Source organism: Burkholderia sp. BCC1985 (genome assembly GCF_905339915.1).
Lineage (GTDB): Bacteria > Pseudomonadota > Gammaproteobacteria > Burkholderiales > Burkholderiaceae > Burkholderia.
Genome location: NZ_CAJPGY010000033.1, coordinates 47,276 through 72,911, shown reverse-complemented (window position 1 = coordinate 72,911; position 25,636 = coordinate 47,276). Strand labels below are relative to the sequence as shown.

General features: G+C 70.3%; 25 protein-coding genes, 1 other RNA gene and 1 riboswitch. Of the genes, 13 read left to right on the top strand and 13 right to left on the bottom strand.

Annotation, left to right across the window (positions count from 1 at the left end):
• The first annotated feature begins 81 nt into the window (after window positions 1-81).
• Window positions 82-999: a LysR substrate-binding domain-containing protein gene (locus tag U4Z31_RS27410; protein ID WP_044845631.1), complete on the top strand. Its 918-nt coding sequence runs from the start codon at window positions 82-84 to the stop codon at window positions 997-999.
• An 89-nt stretch (window positions 1,000-1,088) separates the two neighbouring features.
• Window positions 1,089-1,979, top strand: a complete 891-nt coding sequence (gene lgt, locus U4Z31_RS27405; protein WP_044845632.1) for a prolipoprotein diacylglyceryl transferase — start codon at window positions 1,089-1,091, stop codon at window positions 1,977-1,979.
• 174 nt (window positions 1,980-2,153) lie between these two features.
• On the opposite strand, the gene U4Z31_RS27400 is transcribed toward lgt, so the two are convergent.
• The 5 genes from U4Z31_RS27400 to U4Z31_RS27380 form a co-directional block, all read right to left on the bottom strand.
• A complete protein-coding gene (locus U4Z31_RS27400; protein ID WP_044845633.1) occupies window positions 2,154-2,894 on the bottom strand; it encodes an SIMPL domain-containing protein in 741 nt (246 codons plus the stop codon).
• Window positions 2,895-3,099: 205 nt separating this feature from the next.
• Window positions 3,100-3,561, bottom strand: a complete 462-nt coding sequence (locus U4Z31_RS27395; protein ID WP_044845634.1) for an EVE domain-containing protein — start codon at window positions 3,559-3,561, stop codon at window positions 3,100-3,102.
• A 69-nt stretch (window positions 3,562-3,630) separates the two neighbouring features.
• A non-coding RNA gene (ssrS, locus tag U4Z31_RS27390) (6S RNA) lies at window positions 3,631-3,812 on the bottom strand.
• Between the two features lie 80 nt (window positions 3,813-3,892).
• Window positions 3,893-4,207: a cell division protein ZapA gene (locus U4Z31_RS27385; RefSeq protein WP_011885730.1), complete on the bottom strand. Its 315-nt coding sequence runs from the start codon at window positions 4,205-4,207 to the stop codon at window positions 3,893-3,895.
• On the bottom strand, window positions 4,204-4,554 hold the full coding sequence (locus U4Z31_RS27380; RefSeq protein ID WP_044845635.1) for an ATPase: 351 nt from the start codon (window positions 4,552-4,554) through the stop codon (window positions 4,204-4,206). The genes U4Z31_RS27385 and U4Z31_RS27380 overlap by 4 nt, the downstream gene beginning before the upstream one ends.
• Before the next feature lie 165 nt (window positions 4,555-4,719).
• Window positions 4,720-4,973: riboswitch (cobalamin riboswitch) on the top strand.
• A 685-nt stretch (window positions 4,974-5,658) separates the two neighbouring features.
• Here U4Z31_RS27380 and U4Z31_RS27375 point away from each other — a divergent pair.
• The 5 genes from U4Z31_RS27375 to cobC are packed head-to-tail and all read left to right on the top strand — an operon-like array spanning window position 5,659 to window position 9,909.
• Window positions 5,659-6,657, top strand: a complete 999-nt coding sequence (locus U4Z31_RS27375; RefSeq protein ID WP_321811952.1) for an iron ABC transporter permease — start codon at window positions 5,659-5,661, stop codon at window positions 6,655-6,657.
• A complete protein-coding gene (locus U4Z31_RS27370; protein WP_321811951.1) occupies window positions 6,654-7,466 on the top strand; it encodes an ABC transporter ATP-binding protein in 813 nt (270 codons plus the stop codon). Before U4Z31_RS27375 ends, U4Z31_RS27370 begins: the two co-directional genes overlap by 4 nt.
• Window positions 7,467-7,518: 52 nt before the next feature.
• Window positions 7,519-8,574 (top strand): nicotinate-nucleotide--dimethylbenzimidazole phosphoribosyltransferase, encoded by a 1,056-nt coding sequence (gene cobT / locus U4Z31_RS27365; protein ID WP_044845637.1) that lies wholly within the window; start codon window positions 7,519-7,521, stop codon window positions 8,572-8,574.
• Entirely contained in the window at window positions 8,564-9,340 is a 777-nt protein-coding gene (locus tag U4Z31_RS27360) for an adenosylcobinamide-GDP ribazoletransferase (RefSeq protein ID WP_321811950.1), read from the top strand. Before cobT ends, U4Z31_RS27360 begins: the two co-directional genes overlap by 11 nt.
• On the top strand, window positions 9,325-9,909 hold the full coding sequence (cobC, locus tag U4Z31_RS27355; RefSeq protein ID WP_321811949.1) for an alpha-ribazole phosphatase: 585 nt from the start codon (window positions 9,325-9,327) through the stop codon (window positions 9,907-9,909). Before U4Z31_RS27360 ends, cobC begins: the two co-directional genes overlap by 16 nt.
• Before the next feature lie 152 nt (window positions 9,910-10,061).
• Here the strand turns inward: cobC and U4Z31_RS27350 are convergent, their stop codons facing one another.
• Genes U4Z31_RS27350 through cobU form a run of 4 tightly spaced genes read right to left on the bottom strand, consistent with a single transcriptional unit; the run spans window position 10,062 to window position 13,480 of the window.
• On the bottom strand, window positions 10,062-10,973 hold the full coding sequence (locus U4Z31_RS27350) for a cobalamin-binding protein (protein WP_321811948.1): 912 nt from the start codon (window positions 10,971-10,973) through the stop codon (window positions 10,062-10,064).
• A complete protein-coding gene (gene cobD / locus U4Z31_RS27345) occupies window positions 10,970-11,989 on the bottom strand; it encodes a threonine-phosphate decarboxylase CobD (RefSeq protein WP_321811947.1) in 1,020 nt (339 codons plus the stop codon). Before cobD ends, U4Z31_RS27350 begins: the two co-directional genes overlap by 4 nt.
• On the bottom strand, window positions 11,982-12,926 hold the full coding sequence (gene cbiB / locus U4Z31_RS27340) for an adenosylcobinamide-phosphate synthase CbiB (protein WP_044849301.1): 945 nt from the start codon (window positions 12,924-12,926) through the stop codon (window positions 11,982-11,984). The genes cobD and cbiB overlap by 8 nt, the downstream gene beginning before the upstream one ends.
• A complete protein-coding gene (gene cobU / locus U4Z31_RS27335; RefSeq protein WP_257772954.1) occupies window positions 12,920-13,480 on the bottom strand; it encodes a bifunctional adenosylcobinamide kinase/adenosylcobinamide-phosphate guanylyltransferase in 561 nt (186 codons plus the stop codon). The genes cbiB and cobU overlap by 7 nt, the downstream gene beginning before the upstream one ends.
• Before the next feature lie 74 nt (window positions 13,481-13,554).
• Here cobU and U4Z31_RS27330 point away from each other — a divergent pair, with 74 nt between their 5' ends.
• The 4 genes from U4Z31_RS27330 to U4Z31_RS27315 all read left to right on the top strand — a co-directional run bounded on the left by U4Z31_RS27330 (window position 13,555) and on the right by U4Z31_RS27315 (window position 16,645).
• The gene (locus U4Z31_RS27330) at window positions 13,555-15,057 is read left to right on the top strand and encodes a cobyric acid synthase (RefSeq protein ID WP_321811946.1); all 1,503 of its coding nucleotides are present in this window, start codon (window positions 13,555-13,557) and stop codon (window positions 15,055-15,057) included.
• An 81-nt stretch (window positions 15,058-15,138) separates the two neighbouring features.
• On the top strand, window positions 15,139-15,279 hold the full coding sequence (locus tag U4Z31_RS27325; RefSeq protein WP_185640879.1) for a hypothetical protein: 141 nt from the start codon (window positions 15,139-15,141) through the stop codon (window positions 15,277-15,279).
• A 165-nt stretch (window positions 15,280-15,444) separates the two neighbouring features.
• On the top strand, window positions 15,445-15,858 hold the full coding sequence (locus U4Z31_RS27320) for a DoxX family protein (RefSeq protein ID WP_321811945.1): 414 nt from the start codon (window positions 15,445-15,447) through the stop codon (window positions 15,856-15,858).
• 127 nt (window positions 15,859-15,985) lie between these two features.
• Window positions 15,986-16,645, top strand: coding sequence for a ParA family protein (locus U4Z31_RS27315; RefSeq protein WP_044849222.1), 660 nt, complete (start codon window positions 15,986-15,988; stop codon window positions 16,643-16,645).
• A 208-nt stretch (window positions 16,646-16,853) separates the two neighbouring features.
• Here the strand turns inward: U4Z31_RS27315 and panD are convergent, their stop codons facing one another.
• From panD to U4Z31_RS27295, 4 genes are all read right to left on the bottom strand, one after another.
• Complete coding sequence (gene panD, locus U4Z31_RS27310) at window positions 16,854-17,240, bottom strand: aspartate 1-decarboxylase (protein WP_006484038.1); 387 nt, start codon at window positions 17,238-17,240, stop codon at window positions 16,854-16,856.
• A 41-nt stretch (window positions 17,241-17,281) separates the two neighbouring features.
• Window positions 17,282-18,121 (bottom strand): pantoate--beta-alanine ligase, encoded by an 840-nt coding sequence (gene panC / locus U4Z31_RS27305; protein ID WP_044849221.1) that lies wholly within the window; start codon window positions 18,119-18,121, stop codon window positions 17,282-17,284.
• A gap of 257 nt (window positions 18,122-18,378) precedes the next feature.
• Window positions 18,379-19,251 (bottom strand): segregation and condensation protein A, encoded by an 873-nt coding sequence (locus U4Z31_RS27300; RefSeq protein WP_044849220.1) that lies wholly within the window; start codon window positions 19,249-19,251, stop codon window positions 18,379-18,381.
• Between the two features lie 4 nt (window positions 19,252-19,255).
• Window positions 19,256-19,444, bottom strand: coding sequence for a DUF3460 family protein (locus tag U4Z31_RS27295; protein ID WP_044849219.1), 189 nt, complete (start codon window positions 19,442-19,444; stop codon window positions 19,256-19,258).
• A gap of 254 nt (window positions 19,445-19,698) precedes the next feature.
• Between U4Z31_RS27295 and U4Z31_RS27290 the strand changes: the two genes are divergently transcribed.
• Window positions 19,699-21,525, top strand: coding sequence for an autotransporter assembly complex family protein (locus U4Z31_RS27290; protein ID WP_321811957.1), 1,827 nt, complete (start codon window positions 19,699-19,701; stop codon window positions 21,523-21,525).
• 25 nt (window positions 21,526-21,550) lie between these two features.
• On the top strand, window positions 21,551-25,636 hold the full coding sequence (locus U4Z31_RS27285) for a translocation/assembly module TamB domain-containing protein (protein WP_321811944.1): 4,086 nt from the start codon (window positions 21,551-21,553) through the stop codon (window positions 25,634-25,636).

Sequence of the window (25,636 nt, the reverse complement as noted above, 5' to 3'; positions counted from 1 at the left end):
CAATCAAGGATGGAGTTTCCGGTTTGGGATGTCCAATATATTATTTGTCGCTTATTAAGTCGTTTTACGAATGAGTGAGAGATGGCCGAACCGACGCCGGACCTGCGCCAGTGGCGCTATTTCGTGACCGTGGCCGACGAGCGCCATTTCGGCCGCGCGGCCGAGCGCCTGTCGATGACGCAGCCGCCGCTGTCGCAGGCGATCCGGGCGCTGGAGGACACGCTCGGCGTCGCGCTGTTCGCGCGCACCAAGCGCTCGGTCGCGCTGACGGCGGTCGGTGCGGCGCTGTTGCCGGACGTGCGCCGGCTGCTCGCGTCGGCCGACGCGCTGCCGCCGCTCGCACGGCGCCTCGCGCGCGGCGAAGCCGGTTCGCTGTCGCTCGCGTTCGTGTCGACCGCCGATTACGGGCTGCTGCCGTCGCTGCTGCGCGCGTTCGGCGCGCGTTATCCGCAAGTGCGGCTGCAGCTCGCGGAGGCGACGAGCGACGTGCAGATCGACGAACTCGTCGCGGGCCGCATCGACGCGGGGCTCGTGATTCCGCCGGTGCCGCCGCGCCACGCGGCCGGGCTGTCGTACCTGCCGGTCGTGCGCGAGCCGCTGGTGGTCGCGATGCCGGCGGCCGCGGCGCACGGCGTGTCGGAAGACGAACCCGTGCATCTGGCCGACCTGGCCGCGCTGCCGCTCGTGATCTTCCCGCGTCGTTTGGCGCCCGGCTTTTATGACATCATTACGGGCTGCTACGGCGCGGCGGGGGAAACCCCGCGCATCGGCCAGGAGGCGATCCAGATGCAGACGATCGTCAGCCTCGTGTCGGCCGGCATGGGTGTCGCACTGGTGCCGCAGTCGCTGCGTAACCTGCGGCGCACCGGCGTGGTCTACCGGCCGCTCGCCGGCGACGCGCCGGTCGTCGAAACCGGCCTCGTGTGGCGCACGGGCGACGTCAGCCCGGTGCTCGCCGGCTTCATCGACGTCGTGCGCGCGCAGGGGCTCGCCACGTGACGCGAACGATGGCGCGCCGGCGCCGTCCAATGCGCGGTGCGGCGCCGGTGCGAGCGCCGTACCGCATTCGAAAACTTCATCGCTAACCCATGATCATTCACCCGAATTTCGACCCCGTAGCGATCCACCTCGGGCCGCTGGCCGTGCGCTGGTACGGCCTCATGTATCTCGTCGGCTTCATCGCGGCGATCGTCGTCGGCCGGATCCGCCTGAAGCTGCCGCACGTCGCGGCGCAGGGCTGGACCGCGAAGGACATCGACGACATGATGTTCTACGGCGTGCTCGGCACCGTGCTCGGCGGCCGGCTCGGCTACGTGCTGTTCTACAAGGCCGACTTCTACTTCTCGCATCCGCTCGACGTGTTCAAGGTGTGGGAAGGCGGGATGTCGTTCCACGGCGGCTTCCTCGGCGTGACGCTCGCGATGGCGCTGTTCGCGTGGCAGCGCAAGCGCCATTGGCTGCAGGTCACCGACTTCGTCGCGCCGATGGTGCCGACCGGGCTCGCGGCCGGGCGGCTCGGCAACTTCATCAACGGCGAGCTGTGGGGCCGCGTGACCGATCCGAACGCGCCGTGGGCGATGCTGTTCCCGGGCGCGATGCGCGATGACGCGGCATGGCTGCCGAAGCATCCGGCGCTCGTCGAGAAGTGGCATCTGGCCGACGTGTTCATGCAGTACCAGATGCTGCCGCGCCATCCTTCGCAGCTCTACGAAATCGCGCTCGAAGGCATTGCGCTGTTCTTCGTGCTGTTCTTCTTCTCGCGCAAGCCGCGGCCGATGGGTGCGATCTCCGCGCTGTTCCTGATCGGCTACGGGCTCGCGCGTTTCACGGTCGAATTCGCGCGCGAACCGGACGACTTCCTCGGCCTGCTCGCGCTCGGCCTGTCGATGGGGCAGTGGCTGTCGCTGCCGATGATCCTCGCGGGCGTCGCGTTGCTGGTGTGGGCGTATCGCCGTCGCGCGGCGAATGCGGTCGCGTGATGTCGCGGCGTGATGCGGTTGCGTCACGCGCGAGCGGTGTGGCACGTGATGCGTGATGCCTGATGCGATGCGGACGCGCACGATCGGCGTGCGCGTCGATCGCAGGATCGCAAACGAAAAACGCCGGCCCGAGGGCCGGCGTTTTCACATCTGCCGCGTGTTGCGCAATGCGCGTTACTTCATTTGCACCGAGCCGTTGACCGTGACCGACACGGTCGCCTTGCCGCCTTCGACCGAAATCGGCGCGCTCATCTTCGCGCTGTCCATCGGTGCGGCGGCCATCGCCATCATGCGCGGGTACGGCTGCACGTTGCGGCTGCCGCCGACGTTCACGTCGCGAATCGAGTAGCTGTTGTAGCCGAACGCCTTCGCGGCTTCGTCCGCGCGTGCGCGGAACGACTTGATCGCTTCGGTCGTGAGCTTCTGCTCTGCCGCGCGCTGCGCTTCGGGTGACAACGAGAACTCGACGTTCGCGATCTGCATCTGGTTCGACAACTGGCCCGCGAGCTTCGACGCCGCCGCGAAATCGCGCGATTCGAGCACGACTTCGGTACGACCGCGCCATGCGGAGATCTTCCCGTCGCGATCGGTGCTCGGATAGACGGAGAACGCGCCGGTGTGCGCGGTGACGCCCGACACGCCCTTCGCCTGCGCGAGCGCCGCGTCGGCGCGCTGGTTCAGCGCCGACGTCAGGCTGCCCGGGTCTTTCGCCTGCTGTTCGTAGAACAGCGTGATGTGGATGATGTCCTGCGGCACGTCGGCGCTGGCCTGCGACGACAGCGACAGCACGCCCGCCGGCTCCGGGAAGTGCGGGTTCGCGGTCTGCGCATGCGCGGCGGGCGACGCGAGCGTCAGCGCGACGGGCACGGCGGCGGCGAGGGCGAGCGACAGCGCGAGTGCGGATTTCTTGGTCATTGTTGGACTCCTTGTGCGAGGGCGCGCACGCGGATCACGCGTGCGCGACGCGGGCGTACCGCGCGACGAAAAACGGCCGCCGCCCGATCGCGGCGACAGCGGTTGCTTAGGCTGCGCGAACGCGCCGCGAGTTCCGTGGCGGTGGCGCGTGTTGACCGGATTTGACCTTTGGCGTGTGCATGCCGCGCGCGCTCGCTGCGCACGCCTACTTCATCAGCTTTTCGGTGATGAAGCGCCACTCGGCACGCGTGACGGGCGTGATCGACAGCCGGTTGCCGCGTGCGAGCACGCGCATGTCGGCGAGTTCGTCGTGTTCGCGCAGCGCGGCGAGCGGCACGAGCGGCGACTTCTTCACGAAGCGCACGTCGACGAGCAGCCAGCGCGGTGCTTCCTGCGTCGACTTCGGATCGTAATACGGGCTTGCCGGATCGAACTGGGTGGGGTCGGGGTAGGGCGTCGACGAGACTTCGGCGAGGCCCGCGATGCCCGGTTCCGGGCAGCTCGAGTGATAGAACAGCACGCCGTCGCCGATCTTCATCGTGTCGCGCATGAAATTGCGCGCCTGATAGTTGCGCACGCCGGTCCACGGCAGCGAGTGCTGCGGCGCGTGCGCGAGATCGTCGATGCTTGCTTCGTCCGGTTCGGACTTCATCAGCCAGTATTGCATGGATCGTGATCGACGCAGAAAGGGCTGCTACAAAAGGAAACGGCATCGGGACTTCCCGATGCCGTTGAATAGGCCCCCGCCTTGGCCGCTAGGCCGGCATCCTGAACCTGGGGTTCAGAATTGGTCGCAGTTAGCAGCACTTCGGGTACATCAGACAGAGTGACGCGCGCGCCCGTGCTACAAATTTCCGCAACCGTGCACATGGCATTGGTTCAAGGAATATATGACCTTGGCGAACCAGGCAGGGAAGCTGACTGAACTGTGTTTCGTTGCGCCAATTTGACCACCGTTGATCGCCGAGATCAAGGGGAATCGACGCATCGATCAAACGTTACTGCGTCTCGTGCTGTGCGAGCACCGCGCCGAGTTGTTCGTTCATCTGGTGCATTGTACGACGGATTTCTTCCGCCGGAAATGCTTCACCGTGACGCACGCTCGTTTGCAGCCGCAGCAATTCGGACGCGAGCGACAGCGCGGCCATGACCGCGATGCGGTCGGTGCCGCGCACCGAGCTGTTCGCGCGGATCTTCGACATTTCGGCGTCGACGCGTGCGACGGCCTCGAGCAGCGCCGCTTCGGTCTCGGCCGAACAGGCGAGCCGATAGGGCTGACCGAGAATCGAGACTTCGATCTGCTTGGTGCTCATGCATGTTCTCCGTGGCTGGCCGCGTCGTCGCTGTCCGTGCGCGCCTGCGCATCCAGCAGGTCGAGCTGGTTGTCGGCTTGCTCCGCGCTCTTCGTGCGCGGCAGCTTTTCGAGAATCGCATTCAGTTTGACCTGGGCGTCGTCGATCTTTGCCGACAGCGTGTCGCGCTCGGCCGCGAGCGCATTGCGTTCGTCGCGCAGTTGCGCGAGTTCCGCGCGGACCGTGTCCGCTTCCGCGCGCAATTGCGCGACCTGCTCCTCGAGCGCGAGCCGTTCCGAGTGATAGCGCTTGTTCAGCGAGATCAGACGGCCAATATTTTGAGATAAAGTTTCGAGTTCGTTGAGCATTTGCTGCGTCCTCTAAAGACCCAGCATTTTAGCGCGGAATAACGCGCATTCCGACATCTGTAACGTTTCCAGTCGTAACACCCCCGCTTCTTGCCGCGAATACACGGGTCCGGCACGTGTTCCGCATGCGTCCGGACGCTTCCTTGACGCTCGCGCGGCCCGCTCCTAAACTGGCGCCGCCTCGGTGCTCGCGCGTGCGTCGCGCGGTTAAACGGGAAGCAGGGCGCGTGCTCCGCCCGGAGTTCGCCAACCTGCGCTGCCCCCGCAACGGTAAGCGGCCGCGTCGCATGACGCAGGCCGGCTCGGGCGCGTTTCGCGTGCAGGTCGCACGCTGGCGCGGGCCACTGCGCGTGATACGCGCGGGAAGGCGAGCCGGTACGCCGCCAGCCCGGATACCGGCCGAGGCGAGGAGCCTGCACGGCTTCATGACGCACGGCCCGCGGGGAAGCGGGGCGCGCAGTGCTTCACGGGACTTGTCTTCGATGCTGACCCCAATCGTCCGCACGGCGTGCGGCGCACGCTGCGGAATGTCGCCTGCCGCCATCGCGCGGAGCGCAGCGCACGCCGATTCGTCCGGATCGGCGACGACGCCGGTCGTCGCGGCACCGCGCCCGGTCGCTTGGCGCGACCCTGCCTCCTTGCTGCCGGACGCCGTGGTTGCCGCACAGAGCGTGGCTGACGGTGACGCAAGCGCGATGCCGATCGACCCGCTGCGGCGGCTTCCACTATATTGCGCAGAACGTGGGCCGCGCGAGGATGCGGCGCGACGGATCGAGCGCGTGTCACGTCGGTGCGACCGGCACGCGGCCGGCCGCCGCATCGCGGGACCCGGGCGACGAAATGCGGAATCCGGGTGCCGATCGTCGCGCGCGGTATGGGGCGTCGCCGGCCGTGAATCATGCGTCATCGCGCATGGCATCCTAGCCGTGCGTGCGATGACATCACCGGGCACGGTTCGTCCGTGCACGCATCAACAACCTGTTCGACGAGGATGACGAGCTTGCGTATGCCTACGACACGCCGGAGCGCGACGCCGGTGCCGCGGCCGGCCGGCCATGACGGTCAGCGAAAGCGTCACGCGTCATGCGCGATGCCGTGCGGCGCATGAGCGCCGCGCGTGCCGCCGCGATCTGGGCCGCGCTCGCGGCCGTGGTCGCGTTGCTGTTCGTCGCGTCGCTGTCGATCGGCAGCGTGCCGATGTCGCCGTGGCAGGCGCTCGCGTCGCTCGTGCCGCACGGCGGCGACGCACTGCTCGCCGACATCGTGCGCACGTTGCGGCTGCCGCGTGCGCTCGCGGGCTTCGCGTGCGGCGCGCTGCTCGCGCTGGCCGGTGCGCTGCTGCAGGTGCTGTTGCGCAATCCGCTCGCGGAGCCGTACGTGCTCGGCGTGTCGGGCGGCGCGGCCGGCTTCGCGCTCGTCGCGATGATCGCGGGCGCCGCGTGGTGGCTCGTCGATGCGGCCGCGTTCGCCGGCGCGCTCGTGTCGGTCACGCTCGTGCTCGGGCTTGCGCGCCGCGAACTGTGGCGCGGCGATGCGCGCGACGCGTCGCCGCGGCTGCTGCTCACGGGGGTCGTGATCGCGGCCGGGTGGGGCGCGCTCGTCACGCTGCTGCTGTCGCTCGCGCCCGACGCGCGGCTGCGCGGCATCATCTTCTGGCTGACGGGCGATCTGAACGGCGTGACGGCGCCCTGGTTCGCATGGGGCGCGCTGCTGCTGGCCGCCTGCGTCGCGCTGCCGGCCGCGCCGCAGCTCAACGTGCTGCTGCGTGGCGATGCGACCGCGCTCGCGCTCGGCGTGCCGGTCGCGCGGCTGCGCATGCGGATCTACCTCGTCGCGTCGCTGGCCGCCGCAGCCGCGGTGACGACGGCCGGTACGATCGGTTTCGTCGGCCTCGTCGTGCCGCACGCGCTGCGGCTCGTATTCGGCAACGACCAGCGCATGCTGCTGCCCGCCGCGATGCTCGCGGGCGGCGGCGGCGTGATGGCGGCCGACCTGCTCGCGCGCACCGCCATCGCGCCCGCGCAATTGCCGGTCGGCGTGATGACCGCGTTGATCGGTGTGCCGGTGTTCCTGTGGATGTTGCTGAGGAGACCGATGCGATGACGCATGCCGCACCGCACACCGCCGGCGACGTGACCTATGCGGCGGTCGACCTCACGCTGAGGGCCGGCGCACGGACCCTGCTCGACGGCTTCACGCAGGCGTTCCGGCACGGCGAGATCTGGTGCGTCGCGGGGCCGAACGGCGCCGGCAAGACGACGCTGCTCGCGACGCTCGCGGGCCTGCAGCGGCCGGCCGGCGGGCAGGTCGAGATCGACGGCCGGCCGCTCGCCGCCTGGCCGCCCGAACAGCTCGCACGGCGCCGCGCGCTGATGCCGCAGCAACTGCACGACGCTTTCAGCGCGACGGTATTCGACACGGTGCTGCTCAATCGCTTTCCGTATCTCGGCGGCTGGGGCTGGGAGCGCGAGGCAGACCGCGCGGCCGCGCGCGACGCGCTCGCGACGTTCGGGCTGAGCGCGCTCGCGTCGCGCGACGTGCTGTCGCTGTCGGGCGGCGAGCGGCAGCGTGTCGCGCTGGCCGCGACGCTGTGCCAGGACGCGCCGCTGATGCTGCTCGACGAACCGCTCGCCCATCTCGACCTGCATCACCAGATCGACGGCCTGACCGCGTTGGCCGCGTGGCTCGACGCGGGCCCGCGCACGGTGCTGTTCTCGTGCCACGACCTGAATCTTGCGCGGCGTTTCGCGACGCACGCGCTGTTGCTCGACGGCCGCGGCCATGCGTGGGCGGGCCCCGTGCTCGACGTGCTGACGCCGGCGCGCGCGAGCGACGCGTTCGGCTATCCGCTCGTGCTGATCCGCGAGAACGGCCGCGATGCGCTGCTGCCCGCGTGGCCCGAGCGACGATGAATTTCCTTCTTTCGATGCGCGGCAGCGGCCGCACCAACGAGGCAACCTTCCGATGACGAACCCGACCGACTTCCCGCCCGCGATCGCGCCGCTCGACGACACGCTGCGCAAGCGTCTGCAGCATGTGATCGATCACAAGACCAAGCCGCCCGGCAGCCTCGGCCAGCTCGAGGCGCTCGCGCTGCAGATCGGCCTGATCCAGCGCACCGAGCGGCCGCACGTGCAGCGTCCCGTGACGATCGTGTTCGCCGGCGACCACGGGATCGCGGCCGAGGGCGTGAGCCCGTATCCGCAGGCGGTCACCGCGCAGATGGTCGCGAACTTCCTGGCCGGCGGCGCGGCGATCAATGCGTTCTCGGGCGTCGCGCAGAGCGTGCTCGAGATCGTCGATGCGGGCGTCGCGTCGCCGCTGCCGGTGTCCGACCGGCTCGTGTCGCTGCCGGTCGCGCGCGGCACGCGCAATTTCGCGGTCGAACCCGCGATGACGCACGACGAGGCGAAAACGGCGCTCGCCGCGGGTGCCGCGCGCGTGCGCGTGCACGCGTCGCTCGGCACGAACGTGATCGGCTTCGGCGAAATGGGGATCGCGAACACGTCGTCGGCCGCGTGCCTGATGAGCCGTCTGCTCGACGTGCCGATTGACGCGTGCGTCGGGCGCGGCACGGGTCTCGACGACCAGGGGCTCGCGCACAAGCGCGCGGTGCTCGGCCGCGCGCTCGTCCGGCATTCGCATGCGATCGCGCCGCTCGACGTGCTCGCGACGTTCGGCGGCTTCGAGATCGCGATGATGACGGGCGCGTATCTCGCGGCCGCGAGCGAGCGGATGACGATCCTCGTCGACGGCTTCATCGCGACGGCCGCGTTGCTCGTCGCCGAGCGCATCGCGCCCGGCGTGCGCGACTACTGCGTGTTCTCGCATGCGTCGCACGAGGCCGGGCACCGGCGCATGCTCGAGCATTTCGGCGCGAAGCCGCTGCTCGCGCTCGACCTGCGGCTCGGCGAGGGCACGGGCGCCGCGCTCGCGCTGCCGCTGGTGCGCGCGGCGGCCGCGTTCCTCACCGAGATGGCGAGCTTCGAATCCGCGGGCGTCGACAATCGTGACGCCTGAACGCACGCAGGGCGTACGCGCCGAACTGCGCTACTTCTTCGTCGCGCTCGGCTATTTCACGCGCGTGCCGGTGCCGCGTGCGATCGGCTATGCGGCCGGCGATCTCGATCAGGCCGCACGCTACTTCCCGCTGGTCGGCGCGTGCGTCGGCGCGTGGGGCGCGCTCGTCTATCTCGCGGCGCTGCGCGTGCTGCCGGCGTCGATCGCGGTGGGGCTGTCGATGGCCGCGACGCTGCTCGCGACCGGCGCATTCCACGAGGATGGCCTGGCTGACAGCTGCGACGCGTTCGGCGGTGGCTACGCGCGCGACGACGTGTTGCGCATCATGCACGATTCGCGCATCGGCACGTTCGGCACGGCCGCGCTCGTGATAGCGCTCGGCCTGAAATGGCAGGCGCTCGCGGCGATGCCGCCGCTGCGCGCCGCGTGGACGATGATCGCCGCGCATGCGGCGAGCCGCGCGGGGGCCGTGAGCCTGCTGATGTCGCTCGACTACGTCCGGCCGGAAGGCAAGGCAAAACCGGTCGCACGGCGCATGGGCGCGCGCGCGGCCTGGGTCGCGGCTGCATTCGGGTTGCCGTGGCTGTTCTGGCCGGACTGGCGCGCGGGCGTCGCGGCCGTCGTCGCGCTCGTGCTCGTGCGCGCATGGGCGGCCCGCTATTTCGTGAAGCGGATCGGCGGTTATACGGGCGACTGCCTCGGCTTCGCGCAGCAGTTGAGCGAGCTGGCGATCTATCTCGTGGTGCTCGGATGGATCTCGTCCTGATTCGCCATCCGGCCGTCGCTGTCGAGCAGGGCGTGTGCTACGGACGCAGCGACGTGCCGCTCGCCGCATCGGCCGAGGCGGGGGCGCGGACCATGCGCGAGCGTCTGGCGGTGCTCGGGGCGCCGTTGCCCGCGCAGGTCTGGACGAGTCCGCTCACGCGTTGCGTGTCGGTCGCCGAGCGGCTTGCGCAGGCGTTCGACGTGCCGCTGCGGCGCGACGCGGGCTGGCAGGAAATGGACTTCGGCGCGTGGGAACTGCAGCGCTGGGACGACATCGACCGCGCGGCGCTCGATGCGTGGGCGGCTGACCTGATGCATGCGTGCGCGCATGGCGGCGAGAGTGTCGCGTGGTTCGTCGAGCGCGTGGCGCGCGTGGCCGGCGAGGTCGCGCAGGCCGACGCGCCGCAATGGGCGATCACGCACGCAGGCGTGATCCGCGCCTTCGCGTCGCATGCGCTGCGCGTGCCGCTCGATACGCTGCTGTCACGACCGGTACCGACGGGCGGCGTCGTCTGGTTGCGGATGGAGGATGCCGCCCGCACGTGGGAAGTCGTCCACTGGGACGCGTAGGCTGTCGCGTACTCGTCTGACGCGTGCAAGGGCATCAAGGCCCGCAATCAGCGTCGGATGGAGGATGTCGCCCGCATGTGGGAAGTCGTCCACTGGGACGCGTAGGCAGTCGCGTGCTCGCCTGACGCGCGCAAGGGCATCGACGCCCGAAATCAGCGCGCCGGCCGCCGCGCCCGCGCCGCGTCGAGATCCTCGCACAGCGCGGCCGCGCCTTGCGCGATCCGCGGCGACGGCCGCGTCAGCAGATCGCCGTCGATCGCGAACAGGTTGTTGCGCGCCACGGCCGTCAGCGCGGGCCATGCACGCCAGCGCGCGAGGCTCGGCAGCGGCGCGTCCGAGCGTGTCGCGCCGGCGCTCGTCGTCACGATCGCTTCCGGATTCGCCGCAAGCACGGCCTCGTCGGTGACGGTCGGCGCGAGCGGCTTCAGCGCCGCGAACACGTTACGGCCGCCGCACAGCGTGACGACGTCGTTGAACAGATGCGCGCCGTTGAGCGTCGTCAGCGGCCGGTCCCATACCTGGAAGAACATCGTGACGGGCGGGCGTGCCGCGTAACGCGCGCGCAGCGCCGCGATGTCGCGCGAAAACGATGCCGCGGCCGCGTCGGCGACCGGTTCCGTGCCGAGCAGCGTGCCGAGACGGCGCAGCGACGTCGCGACGTCGTCGAGATGCTTCGGTTCGCTGAAGAACAGCGGAATGTGCAGCGCACGCAGCGCGTCGGTCTGCCGCTCGGCATTGCCGTGCCGCCAGACGACGATCAGGTCGGGCTTCAGCGCGGCGATCCGCTCGAGGTCGAGCGCCTTGTTGTCGCCGACGCGCGGCACGGCCTGCGCGGCGGGCGGGTAGTCGCTGTACGTGACCGTGCCGACCAGCTTCGTGCCGCCGCCGGCCGCATAGACCAGTTCGGTCGCATGCGGCGCGAGGCTGATCACGCGTTGCGCCGGTGCGGGCAGCGTGACGGCATTGCCTGCATCGTCGCGGGTCGTGACGTCGGCGTGAGCGAAGGGCGCGAGCGCGACCAGCATCGCGAGCGCCGGCAGTCGGCGCAACGGGCGGGCGTTCATGCGGATGCCCGTTGCAGCGTCGGCACGCACTGCGCGAGCGCGTCGGCGATGCGCAGCCATTCGGCTTCGTTGCCCGGCAGGCCGACGCGCACGCTCGACGGTTGCGCGAAGTGCCGCGTCCAGATCCCGTGTGTGGCGAGTGCCGTATGCAGCGCGGCGGCGCGCGGGTCGTCGGTCCAGCTGAACAGCGGCGTCGCGTGCACCGCGAAGCCGTATGCGCGCAGCAGCGCGGCGAGGCGTGCGCCGTCGGCCGCGAGCCGCTCGCGCGCGGCGGCCTGCCATGCGCGGTCGGCGAACGCGGCGGCGACCGCGTGACGCGCGGGGCCGCTGACGGTCCACGCGCCGAGCATGTCGCGCAGCGCGGCGATCAGCTCGGGACGCGCGAGCACGAAGCCTGCGCGAATGCCGGCGAGCCCGAAGAACTTGCCGACCGAGCGCAGCACGACGAGGCCCGGACGATCGGTGTACTGCGCGAGCGATGGCGTGGCGCCCGTATCCGCGAAGGCCTCGTCGACGATCAGCGTGCCGCCGCGTGCCGACAGTTGCGCATGCCAGCCGAGCAGCCGTTCGGTCGGAACGAACTCGGCAGTCGGATTGTTCGGATTCCCGACGATGACGTGACGCAGCGTCGCAGGCAACGCGTCCGAGGCGATGTCGAGCGGGACGACACGATGGCCGTGACGCGCGAAGGCAGGCGCGTATTCGCCGTACGCGAGCGGCGCGACGCCGGCATCGCCGGCCGGCAGCAGCGCGGGCAACGCGCGGATCGCGGCCTGGCTGCCGGCGACCGGCAGCACGTGCGCGGCATCGGGTGCGCCGTAGTAGCGGGCCGCGCATGCGGCGAGCGTGTCGCCTTCGTCGGGCAGCCGGCGCCATGCGTCGGCCGGGACCGGCGGCACCGGATAGCCGACCGGATTGATGCCGGTCGACAGGTCGAGCCAGGCGTCGTACGAAATGCCGTGGCGCCGCGCGGCTTCGTGCAGGTTGCCGCCGTGCGGGATGCGTGCGTCAGACATGATGGGTTGCGAGGATGAGTGCGCCGCTCGCGACGAGCAGTGCGAGCCACAGCGCGAGCGTGCGCGTGACGAGCGACAGCGCGGCGACGACGTGCGCGGCCGTCGCCGGTGCGCCGGTACCGAGGGCCGGACGGTCTTCGATTTCGCCGTGATAGACGGCCGGGCCGCCGAGCTGCACGTTCAGGCTGCCGGCGCCCGCGGCCATCACGGGGCCCGCGTTCGGGCTGTCCCAGTGGCGCGCCTGCGTGCGCCAGCAGCGCCACGCGGCGGCCGTGTCGCCGAGCAGCGCGTAGCTCGCGGCGGTGAGGCGTGCGGGAATCCAGTTGAGCGCGTCGTCGAGGCGCGCGGCGGCCCAGCCGAAGGTCAGGAAGCGCGGCGTGCGATAGCCCCACATCGCGTCGAGCGTGTTCGCGAGCCGGAACAGCAGCGCGCCGGGGCCGCCGGCGACGACGAACCAGAAGAGCGCGCCGAAGATCGCGTCGTTGCCGTTCTCGAGGGCCGATTCGACGGCCGCGCGCGACAGCGCGCCTTCGTCGGCTGCGCTCGTGTCGCGCGACACGATCCGTGCGGTCAGCGCGCGTGCGGCATCGAGATCGTGCCGCAGCAGCGCGGCGGCGATCGGCGCGACATGGTCGGCGAGGCTCTTCGCGCCGAGCGCGAACCACAGCAGCGCGACGTGCAGCGCGGCCGCGAGCGGCCAGGGCAGCACGGCCGCGAGCCACGCGGCGACCACCACCGGCGGCACCACGGCCGCGACCCATGCGGCGACGCCGACCACGCGGCCGCGCCGGCCCGTGTTCAGCGCGCCTTCGATGCGCGCGGCAAGCCGGCCGAACGCGACGAGCGGATGCCAGCCGGCCGGTTCGCCGATCACACGATCGACGATCGCGGCCGCGACCGCGAGCATCGCGACGAGCGGCAGCGACAGCATCAGCATGACGACGCTCCGGCCTTGAGTTCGAGCGGCAGCCCGGCGACCAGCAGCGTCACGCGCGTCGCGAGCGCGGCGACGCGCTGGTTCAGGCGCCCGAGTTCGTCGACGTAGCGGCGCGTGACCGACCCGAGCGGCACGACGCCGAGCCCGATTTCGTTGCTGACGACGATCACCTTCGCACGCGCGCCGCGCAATGCGTGCTCGAGCCGCTCGACCTGCGCCGCGTACTGCGCATCGTCGAGCGGTTCGCCGTCGAGCGGGCACAGCAGGTTCGTGAGCCACAGCGTCAGGCAGTCGACGAGCAGGCACGCGTGCGGATCGTCGAGCCGCGCGAGCGTGCCGGCGAGGTCGACGGGCGCGTCGGCGAAACCCCAGTCGGCCGGCCGGCGCGCGCGGTGATGCGCGATGCGCCGTTCGAATTCGGCGTCGGCGGCCGTCGCGGCCGCGGTCGCGATGTAGGTGACGGGGCGCCCGCTGTCGGCGGCGAGCCGCTCGGCGTGCGCGCTCTTGCCCGAGCGCGCGCCGCCGAGGACGAAGGTGAGGTCGTGCGGAATCATCGCGTGATTGTAACGGCGCGGGCGGCCGCACGCGGGCGATAATGCGCGTTTGCTTCGCCACGACTTTGCACACGATGAACGCACCCGAACCGCAGCCGCACGGCACGTTGATGATCCAGGGCACGACGTCCGACGCGGGCAAGAGCACGCTCGTCGCGGGCCTGTGCCGCCTCGCGCGCCGCGCGGGCGCGCGCGTCGCGCCGTTCAAGCCGCAGAACATGGCACTGAACAGCGCGGTGACGGCCGACGGCGGCGAGATCGGCCGCGCGCAGGCGCTGCAGGCGCTGGCCGCCGGCGTCGCGCCGCATACGGATTTCAATCCGGTGCTGCTGAAGCCGACGAGCGACCGCGGCGCGCAGGTGATCATTCACGGCAAGGCGCGCATGAACCTCGACGCGCGTGCTTACCACGACTACAAGCCGGTCGCGTTCGACGCGGTGCTCGAGTCGTACGCGCGGCTGCGCGCCGGCTACGACACGGTGCTCGTCGAAGGCGCGGGCAGCCCGGCCGAGATCAACCTGCGTGAAGGCGACATCGCGAACATGGGCTTCGCCGAGCGCGTCGACTGCCCGGTCGTGCTGGTGGCCGACATCGACCGCGGCGGCGTGTTCGCGCACCTGGTCGGCACGCTCGCGTGCCTGTCGGACAGCGAGCGCGCGCGCGTGCGCGGCTTCGTCATCAACCGCTTTCGCGGCGACATCAGGCTGCTCGAACCGGGCCTCGACTGGCTGCGCGCGCAGACGGGCAAGCCGGTATTCGGCGTGCTGCCGTACCTGCACGGGCTGATGCTCGATGCCGAGGACATGCTGCCGTCGCAGGCGCGCAGCGCCGCTGCGCGCGGCGATGCCGGCGTGCTGCGCGTGGTGGTGCCCGCGTTGCCGCGGATCAGCAACCATACCGACTTCGACCCGCTGCGTGCGCATCCGCAGGTCGAGTTCACGTACTGGAAGAGCGGCCCGGTGCCGGACGCCGACCTGCTGATCCTGCCCGGCTCGAAGAGCGTGCAGCGCGATCTCGCGTGGCTGCGCGACACGGGCTGGGACGCGGTGATCCGCCGGCACCTGCGCTATGGCGGCAAGGTGATCGGCATCTGCGGCGGGATGCAGATGCTCGGCCGCACGCTGGACGATCCGCTCGGCCTCGAAGGGGCGCCCGGCAGCGTGGCGGGGCTCGGGTTGCTCGATTTCGACACGACGCTGCAGCCGGACAAGACGCTGAAGAACGTGACCGGGCAGCTCGCGCTGCCGGGCGCTGCCGCGGTGCACGGCTACGAGATCCACATGGGCGACACGCGCGGGCCCGCGCTCGCGGCGCCCGCGCTGGAACTGGCGGCGGGCGACGCACCGGGCGGCGTGCGCCCGGACGGCGCACGGTCGGCCGACGGGCAGATCCTCGCGACCTACGTGCACGGGCTGTTCGACGCGCCCGACGCGTGCGCGGCACTGCTCGCATGGGCGGGGCTCGACGGCGCGGAACGCATCGACTATCCGGCGCTGCGCGAGGCGTCGCTGGAGCGGCTGGCCGATTCGTTCGCCGAGCATCTCGACCTGCGCGCGCTGTACGCCGAGTTCCGCTGACGCATGGCGTGCCGGCCTGGCATTTTGCGGCGGATCGCGTACAACTCAGATGGGCGGAGGTCCGCCCGAAGGAGCGCGACGATGAAGGCTCGATGGTGGTTGAGTGTGCTGCTCGCGGTGCTGCTGGGCGCGTCGGCGCTTGCGCACGCGTGCGATTCGTATGCACCGGGCGGCGGGCCGGCCGGCTCGGGCGACGCCGCCCAGGGCAAGAGCGGCGGCTGAGGTTCGCGGCGGGGGTGCTGGCATCGGGGCATGATCGGTCATGCCCTTTTTCATGATCCGATTCGTTCCATTCGGGAATCAGTTAAAGCCGGAATGCGTGTTTATTGGTCGAAACGATTCGAATAGAGTGCGATCCATTCCCATCCACTCACGAAGGAATTCGCCATGAACCCCAATCGCCTGAACGATCTCGGCGCGACGCTGCTGCGTGTCGCACTCGGCGTGCTGTACCTCGCGCACGTCGCGCAGAAGGTGTTCGTCTTCACGCTGCCCGGCACCGCGCAGTTTTTCGCGTCGATCGGCCTGCCGGGCTGGCTTGCGTATGTCACCACCGTCGTCGAACTGGCCGGCGGCCTCGCGCTGCTCGCGGGCTTCCGCGTGCGGATCGCCGCACTCGTGCTGCTGCCGTTCATGCTCGGCGCGGTGTCCGCGCATCTGCCGAACGGCTGGAGCTTCGCGTCGCCGAACGGCGGCTGGGAATACCCGGCGTTCTGGGCCGTCACGCTGGCCGTGCAGGCGCTGCTGGGCGGCGGTGCGTTCGCGCTCGGCGCATCGCGCGCCGCGACGCGGACCGCATAAACGGGGCGGGCTTCGGCGCAACCCGTTCCGGTGACACCCCGTTTGCCGATATCATCGCTCCCTGTATCCGCAATCGAGCGGCGCCTGCCAGGGCGGCAGGCGCCGCACGGCTTTTTCGGGGGAATTCATGACGGTCATCGTGGTGGCGAATCCGAAGGGCGGCGTGGGGAAGAGCACGCTGTCCACCAATCTTGCCGGCTATTTCGCGGCGCAGGGCGCATGGGTCGCGCTCGCCGATCTGGACCGGCAGCAGTCCGCGCATGCGTGGCTCGACCTGCGGCCGGCCGGCCTGCCGCCGATCGAGGCGTGGGAGCTCGACCCGGATGCGCCGTCGAAGCCGCCGCGCGGCCTCGAATATGCGGTGATCGACACGCCGGCCGGGCTGCACGGCAACCGGCTCAACGTCGCGCTGCAGCTCGCCGACAAGGTGATCGTGCCGCTGCAGCCGTCGATGTTCGATATTCTCGCGACCCAGCAGTTTCTGGAGCGCCTCGCCGGCGAGAAGGCCGTGCGCAAGGGCAGCGTCGAGGTCGGGATCGTCGGGATGCGGGTCGACGCGCGCACGCGCTCGTCCGACCAGCTGCACCGTTTCGTCGAAGGGCTCGGGCTGCCGGTGCTCGGCTACGTGCGCGACACGCAGAACTACGTGCAGATCGCCGCGCACGGCCTGACGCTGTGGGACGTCGCGAAGAGCCGCGTCGAGAAGGACCTCGAGCAGTGGCGGCCGATCGTCGAATGGGCCGAGCGCCGTGCACCGAAAGCGGAGAAGGTCGCGAAGGCGTCCTGAGCGCGCGAGGCGGATGCGCGAGGCGAACCCGCGCGGCGCAGCCGGTCGAATTCGGTCGGTTCCCGCTCCAATGAAGAAGGGCCTGATGCGGCAGCGTGCCGGATCAGGCCCTTCGTACGTATGCGGCTGCGCGGCTTCGGCCGCCCCCGGCGCGCGGAGCGCCGCGGCAGCGATCCGGCGCGCCGCGACACGCCGGCCGCCGCGTGAATCAGGTCCAGTTCTGCGTCGGCACGTGGTCGCGGTGGCCCTTGATCTTGTTGCCTTCGTCGATGAACACGAGCTTCGGCTTCCAGCCGGCCTGCAGCTCGGCTTCGTCGACCATCGCGAACGCCGCGATGATCACGAGGTCGCCGAGCTGCGCGCGGCGCGCGGCCGAGCCGTTCAGCGAAATCATCCCGCTGCCGCGCTCGCCCTTGATCGCGTAGGTCGAGAAGCGCTCGCCGTTGTTGATGTTCCAGATGTCGATCCGTTCGTTTTCGATCAGGCCCGCCGCTTCGAGCAGGTCTTCGTCGATCGCGCACGAGCCTTCGTAATGCAGCTCGCAGTGCGTGACGGCCGCGCGGTGGATCTTCGATTTGAGCATGTGGCGCTGCATGGTATCTCCGTGAGGCGTGTGAGGCGAGGGCGGGCGGCCCGTCAGATTTCCAGGTTGTCGATCAGGCGCGTCGCGCCGAGCTTCGCGGCCGCGAGCACGACGAGCGGCTCGCCGGCTTCGAGCTCGGCGGCGCTCGGCGCGATCAGGTTCGCGCGGCGGCGGATCGCGATGTAGTCCGGCGCCCAGCCGCGCTCGGCCAGGTGCGTGCGCGCGTGCTGCTCGAGCGTGCCGAGGTCGCGCTCGCCGCCGAGCACGCTGTCGCGCACGCGTTGCAGCGTCTTCGCGAGCTCGGGCGCTTCCTTGCGCTCGTCGGTCGTCAGGTAGCGGTTGCGCGACGACAGCGCGAGGCCGTCCTCGTCGCGCACGGTCTCGGCCGCGATGATCTCGACCGGCAGCGCGAGCTGCTGGCACATGCGGCGCACGATCATCAGCTGCTGGTAATCCTTCTTGCCGAACACGGCGACGCGCGGCTGCACGCAGGACATCAGCTTGGTGACGACCGTGCACACGCCGGCGAAGAAGCCGGGGCGGAACTCGCCCTCGAGAATCCCGCCGAGGTCGTCGGGCGGCAGCACGCGGTACTCCTGCGGCTCCGGATACATGTCGCGTTCGGTCGGCGCGAACAGCACGTAGACGTTTTCCTTCTGCAGCTTCTCGATATCGTCCTGCAGCGTGCGCGGATATTTGTCGAAATCCTCGTTCGGGCCGAACTGCAGCCGGTTGACGAAGATGCTCGCCACGACCGGGTCGCCGTGCTGGCGCGCGAGGCGCATCAGCGACAGGTGACCTTCGTGCAGGTTGCCCATCGTCGGCACGAACGCCGTGCGGTTCTGTCCGCGCAGCTGGTCGCGCAGTTCCTGGATCGAGCTGATGACTTTCATGATCGGGTAGCGGGTTCCTCGCGCAGGCGCGCGTTGGCGCCGCAACAGCGGCGTCGGGGTCGAAGCGGAGAACGCCGGCGCGCGGGCGGCGCATCGGGCGTCGGCGGATTGTAGAGGATTTGGCCGCCGGACGCATCGAAAAAAGTACGATCGTTCACTTTTTACGCGGGCGCGCCGCAGGCAGCCCGCGCGGGCGGGCCCGGCGGCGGGATGCGGCGTGTTTCGGTGTGCGGGGTGAGGCGGGGGCGGCGGGCGCCTTACGCGGGCAGGTAGGCGAGGCGCACGTAGATCGGCGCGAACGGTTCGGGCTGCGTGATCTCGACGAGCGATTCGCGCGCGAGCTCGAGCATCGCGATGAAGTTCACGACCACGACCGGCACGCCGCGCGACGTGTCGAACAGGTCGGCGAACTCCATGAAGCGTGCGTTCTGCAGCTTGCGCAGGATCAGGCTCATGTGCTCGCGCACCGACAGCTCCTCGCGGGAGATCTTGTGGTGCTGGACGAGCTTCGCGCGCTTGAGCACGTCGGCCCACGCGGCGCGCAGGTCGTCCGAGTTCACGTCGGGAAAGCGCGGCGTGATGCTCTGCTCGATGTAGACCTCGGCGCGCAGGAAGTCGCGGCCGAGCTGCGGCAACTGGTCGAGACGTTGCGCGGCGAGCTTCATCTGCTCGTATTCGAGCAGGCGGCGCACGAGTTCCGCGCGCGGATCCTCGGCTTCCTCGCCGGTGTCGGCCTTCTTGACCGGCAACAGCATCCGCGACTTGATCTCGATCAGCATCGCGGCCATCAGCAGGTATTCGGCGGCCAGCTCGAGGTTCGACGTGCGGATCTGGTCGACGTAACCCAGATATTGCGCGGTGACCTGCGCCATCGGGATGTCGAGCACGTTGAAGTTCTGCTTGCGGATCAGGTACAGCAGCAGGTCGAGCGGGCCTTCGAACGTCTCGAGGAACACCTCGAGCGCATCGGGCGGGATGTAGAGGTCCTGCGGCAGCTTGAAGAGCGGCTCGCCGTACAGGCGTGCGAACGCCGCGACACCGTCGACCGTGTCGGGCGTCGAATCGGCGCCCGCGGGCGCGGCGATCGCGTCGTCCTGCCGGGCGGCGCTGGCCTCGTCGGCGGCGCTCACGTCGTCAGAAGTTCTGGTAGTAGACGTAGGACGTTTGCTTCACGCGCGATTCCTGCTGCTCGGCACGCTCGTCGAGGTCGATCGGCTGCTTGTCCCACAGCAGGGAGCGGCCCTTGCGCTGCTCTTCTTCGAGCGTCGGCTTCTGTTGCTTGAGCTGGTTCAGGAATTGCGTGACGTCGGACTGGTACGGCATGGCTTGGCTTTCCGTTTCGGGCGGCGCACGATGCGCCGGATTCGCGATGGCGGGATTTTACCGCATCGCGGGGAACAGCCGGCGGCAATCGCGCGTCGAATCCGCTGGCCGGTGCCCGCGGCGCGACCGGCCGGGCCCGTGCGCGCGTCGTTGCGCGCAAGCGTCAAAGCGGGGCCCGCGCGGGCAGGGCCGCCGCCCTGTGGTCAAATACAGGGTTTTCCACGGAATCACGACAACCGAGGGTGAGGTCATATTTGGCGGGTCACGCGAACCAGCAAGCACATACGACGCATGAGGCGAGCCCGCGCGCGGCCCGACACCCCGGTCGTCGCGCGCGGCGCGGCGCCGGTGCGGCGGCCCGGGCAGCCCTCGTCGGCTGTCTCGCCGCGTTCGTCGTGCTGCCGGCCTACGCGAAGTACGACGTCGACATCGACGCGCCGCGCTCGATCCGCAAGCTCCTCAAGACCCATCTCGACATCGCGCGCTTCGCGAAGCGCGACGACATCAGCGACGACCAGTTCGACTTCCTCGTGACCGCGACACCGCAGCAGGTGCGCGACCTGACCGCGACGGCCGGCTATTTTTCGCCGGTCGTGCGCACCGACGTGCGCACGCGCGACGGCAAGCGTGACGTGCGCGTCGCCGTCGATCCGGGGCCGCAGACCGTCGTGTCGACGGTCGACCTGACGTTCAAGGGCCCGGTCGGCACCGAGGATCCGAAGCAGGAGGCCGCGACCCGCTTCGCGTTCTCGCTGAAGCCGGGCGACCCGTTCACGCAATCGGACTGGGACGTCGCGAAGGGCGCGGCGCTCAGGCAATTGCAGGCGCGCCGCTACCTGGGCGCGAAGATCGCGTCGTCGGAGGCGCGCATCGACCCGCGCACGCAGCGCGCGACGCTGGCCGTCACGTTCGACAGCGGCCCGACATTCACGATCGGCAAGGTCGATGTCGACGGCGTGCGCCGCTACCCGGAGAAGATCGTCACGAACGTCAATCCGCTGTCGGAAGGCGAGATCTACGACGTGCAGCGGATCACCGAGCTGCAGCGGCAACTGCAGAACACGCCGTACTACGCGAGCGTCGCGATCGACGTCGGCGACGATACGTCGAAGCCCGAGCGTACGCCCGTGCACGTGAAGGTCAGCGAGTTCCCGTACAACAACATTCGCGGCGGCGTCGGCTACGCGACCGATACGGGCCCGCACGTGCAGGGCTCCTACACGTATCTCGACACGTTCGGCGCCGCGTGGCCGTTCACCGTGTCGGGCCGGCTCGACCAGATCCAGCAGTACGGCCAGGTCCAGCTGTCGATGCCGCCCGGCGCGAAAGGGTGGACCAACAGCGTGCTCGCGTCGTACACGAACACCAACGTGTCGGACACGCGCATCTACAGCGCGCGGGTCGGCGTGCAGCGTACGCGCACCGGCCAGTTCATCGACTATGCGTACTCGCTGATGTTCTACCAGGACCGGCTCGACCAGAACGGCGCCGGCCCGACCACGAGCCGCGCGCTGGTGCCGCAGTGGGCATGGACGCGCCGCAACGTCGACGATCCGCTGTTCCCGCGCTCGGGCAACCTGATCCACGCGGAGGCCGGCTTCGCGATCAAGGGCGTGTTGACCGACCAGACCTTCATCCGCGGTTACGCGCGCGGCCAGCAGTACGTGCCGGTCGGCAAGCGCGACCTGTTCGTGTTCCGCGCGGAGCTCGGCGGCGTGTTCACGAGCGGCAGCTCGACCGGCGTGCCGGCGTCGCTGCTGTTCCGCGCGGGCGGCTCGAACTCGGTGCGCGGCTACGGTTACCAGAGCATCGGCAACAGCGTCGCCGGCTCCGTGCTGCCGACCAAGTACCTGATGACGGGCACCGCCGAATACCAGCACTGGTTCAACCGCGACTGGGGCGCCGCGACCTTCTTCGACATCGGCACCGCGACCGATGCGTGGGGCGAGCGCGTGTTCTACCCGGGCGTCGGCATCGGCGCGCGCTGGCGCAGCCCCGTCGGCCCGATCAACGTCGACGTCGCGTACGGACTGCGTAACCACAGCGTGCGCCCGTACCTGACGCTCGGCATCGCCTTCTGACCTTGTTGCACGAGCCACGAACCGCATGACGAAGGACCCGAACGACACGCCGCCGCCGAACGATCCGGACTCGCCCGAGCGCGCGCCCGGTGCGCCGCCGCGCGGGCCGCGGCGCGGGCGTGCGGGCCGGATCGTCGCGTGGACGCTCGTGACGGCCATGCTGCTCGTCGTGCTGGCGGCCGGGCTCGTGCTGGCCGCGGCGACGACCGAGCGCGGCACGCGGCTCGCGTGGCAGACGGCCGTGCGCGTACTCGGCGGCCGGCTGGCGGGCACGCTGGACGGCGGCGCGCTCGCGACCGGCGTGCGGCTGCGCGGCTTCGCATGGACGAGCCCCGGCGGCACGAGCACCGAAGTGCGGATCGACCGGCTCGACGGCCGCTGGGTGCTGACCCGCGCGCCGTGGCGGCTGTCGGTCGCTTACCTGCGCGCGGGCACGGTCGACGTGCGGATCGTGCCGGGGCCGTCGAAGCCGGCCGCGACGCCGCAGGACCTGAGCCTGCCGCTGCAGTTGCGGATCGACGACCTGCGTGTCGACCGCCTGGCGATCCACGAAGGCGCCTCGACGACGCAGCTCGACCATCTCGCGCTGAACGGCCGCAGCGACGGCCGTCACCATGAACTCGCACTCGACAGCGTCGACACGCCGTACGGCGCGCTGACCGCGCGCGCGAAGCTCGACGGCGTGAAGCCGTTCGCCCTGACGGGCAACGCGACCTACGTGGGCAAGGTGGCCAACGAAGCGGTCAACGCGAGTGCGAACGTATCGGGTTCGCTCGACGCGCTCGTCGCCGACGTGACCGCGAGCGGGATGAAGCTGAACGGGCGCGCGCACGTCGAGGCCGCGCCGTTCGGCGCGGTGCCGCTCACGCGCGCGTCGCTCGTGTTCGATCACGTGAACCCGCAGGCGCTCGCGCCGGGCGCGCCGGCCGCCGATCTCGCGGTGCGCGCGGAGCTGGCGCCCGTGACCGCGCCGGCCGGCGCTGCCCCGGCGAAGGGGTTCGCGGTGACCGGCCCCGTGTCGATCGCCAACGCGAAGCCCGGCACGCTCGGCGAGCACCTGCTGCCGGTCGTCGACGCGCATGCGATCGTCAATCTCGACGCGCACGCGCAGCGAATCGACGGCCTCGCGCTGAAACTGATCCGCGACGGCAGCGTGACCGGCAACGGCACGCTGACGGGCGGCAAGGGCCGCTTCGACCTGAAGGTTGCGAATCTCGACCTGAACGCCTTCGTTGCCGAATTGCGGCCGATGCGCCTGGGCGGGCCGCTCGGCGTGACGCTCGCCGGCGACGTGACGACCGTCGATTTCGACCTGAACGATCCGAAGCTCGCGCTCGGCGCGCGTGCGAAGGTCGCGCTGACGCCGCAGCAGACGGTGCTGACCGATGCACGCGTGACGGCGGGCAAGGGCCGTATCGACCTGACCGGCGTGTTCCGTCACGACGCGCATTCGAGCTACGACGCGAAGGCGACGCTGACCGCATTCGATCCGCTGCTGCTCGCGGCGGTGGGCGCGCCGAAGGCCGGTAGCGGCAAGCCGGCGGCAAAAGTGGCCAAAACGGCGGCCAAAACAGCGACCAAAACCGCCGCCGCGGCCAAGGCGCCGGCGAGGCGCGGCGAGACGCGCGTATCGGGCACGCTGACGGCATCCGGCGCGTTCGCGCCGCAGGTGTCGACGAAGGCGACCTTCAAGCTCGGCGACAGCCTGTACGACGGCGTGCCGCTGACCGGCGCGGGCGTCGTGCAGTTCGCCGGCTCGCGGATCCTGCCGAGCAATGCGACGCTGTCGATCGCGGGCAACCACGTCGACCTGCGCGGCAGTTTCGGCGCGCCGGGCGACCGGCTGCGCTTCGTCGTCGACGCGCCGGAACTCGACCGGCTCGGCTTCGGCGTGCAGGGGCTCGTGCAGGCGCAGGGCGAGCTGACCGGCAGCTTCGCGCATCCGAACGTGACGGCCACCTACAAGGCCCAGCACGTGGTGGTCGGCTCGAACCGGATCGGTGCCGCGCAGGGTCGTGCCGACATCCGCGACGGCGCGCACGGCGCGCTCGTATTCACGGCCGACGCGACCGACATCGCACTCGGTTCGCTGCAACTGAAATCGCTGCGCGCGAACCTCGACGGCACGCGCGCGAAGCACACGCTCGACGCGTCGGCGATGGGGACGGCCGGCGGCCGCGTGATCGACCTGACGCTCGCGGCGAACGGCGGCGTGGTCGAGAGCCGCGACGGAACGCGCTGGGACGGCACCGTCACGCGCCTCGCGAATCGCGGCACGCCGGCGGTGGCGCTGCAGGCGCCGCTTGCGGTGTCGGCCGGCGCCGGCCGCGTGACGCTCGGCGCGACGCGGCTCACGCTCGAAGGCGCGGCGATCGACCTGAAGTCGTTCGTGTTCGATCACGGCCAGATGCGCTCGGCAGGCGCGGTGCGCGATGCATCGGTCGCCCGTTTCCTCGAGATCCGCCAGGAACTGACGGGCCAGCGGCCGCCGGTGCGCACCGACGTCGTGCTCGATGCCGACTGGGATTTCTCGCTCGGCGCGAACGCGACGGGCTACGTGCAGGTGAAGCGGCGCGGCGGCGACGTGACGATCGAGACCGGGCGCGGTATCGCGTCGCTCGGGCTGACCGACCTGTCCGCACGCGCGAGCTTTGCACCCGGCAACCGGCTCAACGTGGTGGCGCTCGCGAAGGCGAACCGGGTCGGCACGCTCGACGCGAACGTCACCGTGCCGTTCGCGCTGCGCGACGGCGTGTTCGGCGTCGTCGACGACGGCCCGCTGTCGGGCCGCATCGACGCCGACATTCCGTCGCTGAAGGCGACCGGCAACCTGTTCGGGCCGAGCTACCTGCTCGGCGGGCGCGCGGCGTTGAAGCTGACGGTCGCGGGCACGCCGGTGAAGCCGAACGTGTCGGGGATGCTGACCGGCGACGACCTGTCCGCGACGCTCGTCGATCAGGGCGTACAGCTGAAGGACGGCATCGTGCGCGTGAAGCTCGCGGAGAACCTCGTCGAGTTCCAGCAGGTCGAGTTCCACGGCGGCGACGGCACGCTGCGCGCGATCGGTCGCGTGCGTCTCGACGGCGAGGCGCCCGACCTGACCGCGAGCATCGTCGCGGACAAGCTCGAGCTGTTCGCGGCGCCGGATCGCAAGCTGTCGCTGTCGGGCAAGGCGACCGTCGCGAACGACGGGCCGCGCGGCGCACTGTCGATCGACGGCAAGTTCGTCGTCGATCGCGCGCTGTTCGACCTGCCGGAGGAGTCGGCGCCGCACCTGTCCGACGACGTCGTGATCGTGCGCCCGGACGGCACGGTGCGCGGCGACGTGCAGACCGGTACGGCGGTCGCGAAGCCGCAGAAGGTCGAGGACAAGCCGGCGCCGTCGCTCGCGCCGCGCGCGAACATCGACATCGGGCTCGGCAACAACTTCCGCTTCAAGGGCCACGGCGCGGATCTCGGCCTGCGCGGCACGATCACCGTGATGAGCGCGCCGGGCGTGCCGCTGCGCGCGGTCGGCAACGTGCGCGTGACGGAAGGCTCGACGTATACGTCGTTCGGCCGCAAGCTCGCGGTCGAGAACGGCTTCTTCACGTTCAACGGTCCGGTGTCGAATCCGGGCGTGAACATCCTCGCGATGCGGCGCAACCAGGAGGTCGAGGCCGGTGTGCAGGTCACGGGCACGATCCAGTCGCCGACGGTCAAGCTCGTGTCCGAGCCGAACGTCACCGACAACGAGAAGCTGTCGTGGCTGCTGTTCGGGCACGGCACCGACCAGGGCAACAACGTCGGCCAGCAGAACGCGATGACCGCCGCGCTCGGGCTGCTCGGCAGCGCGACCGGCAAGCGCGTCGCGCAGAGCATCGGTCTCGACGAATTCTCGATCGGCCGCAGCGACGTCGGCCTGACCGATGCGCAGGTCGTGCAGATCTCGAAGGCGATCAACGAGCGCTTCGTGCTCGGTTACGAGCAAGGGCTGCAATCGGCGAGCAATGCGTTCAAGGCGACGATCAACCTGACGCGCTTCTGGTCGGTGTCCGCGTACGGCGGCACGTTCCAGGGCGTCGACCTGAACTACACGCGGCGTTTCGATCGCTGGTTCGGCCAGCGGTGA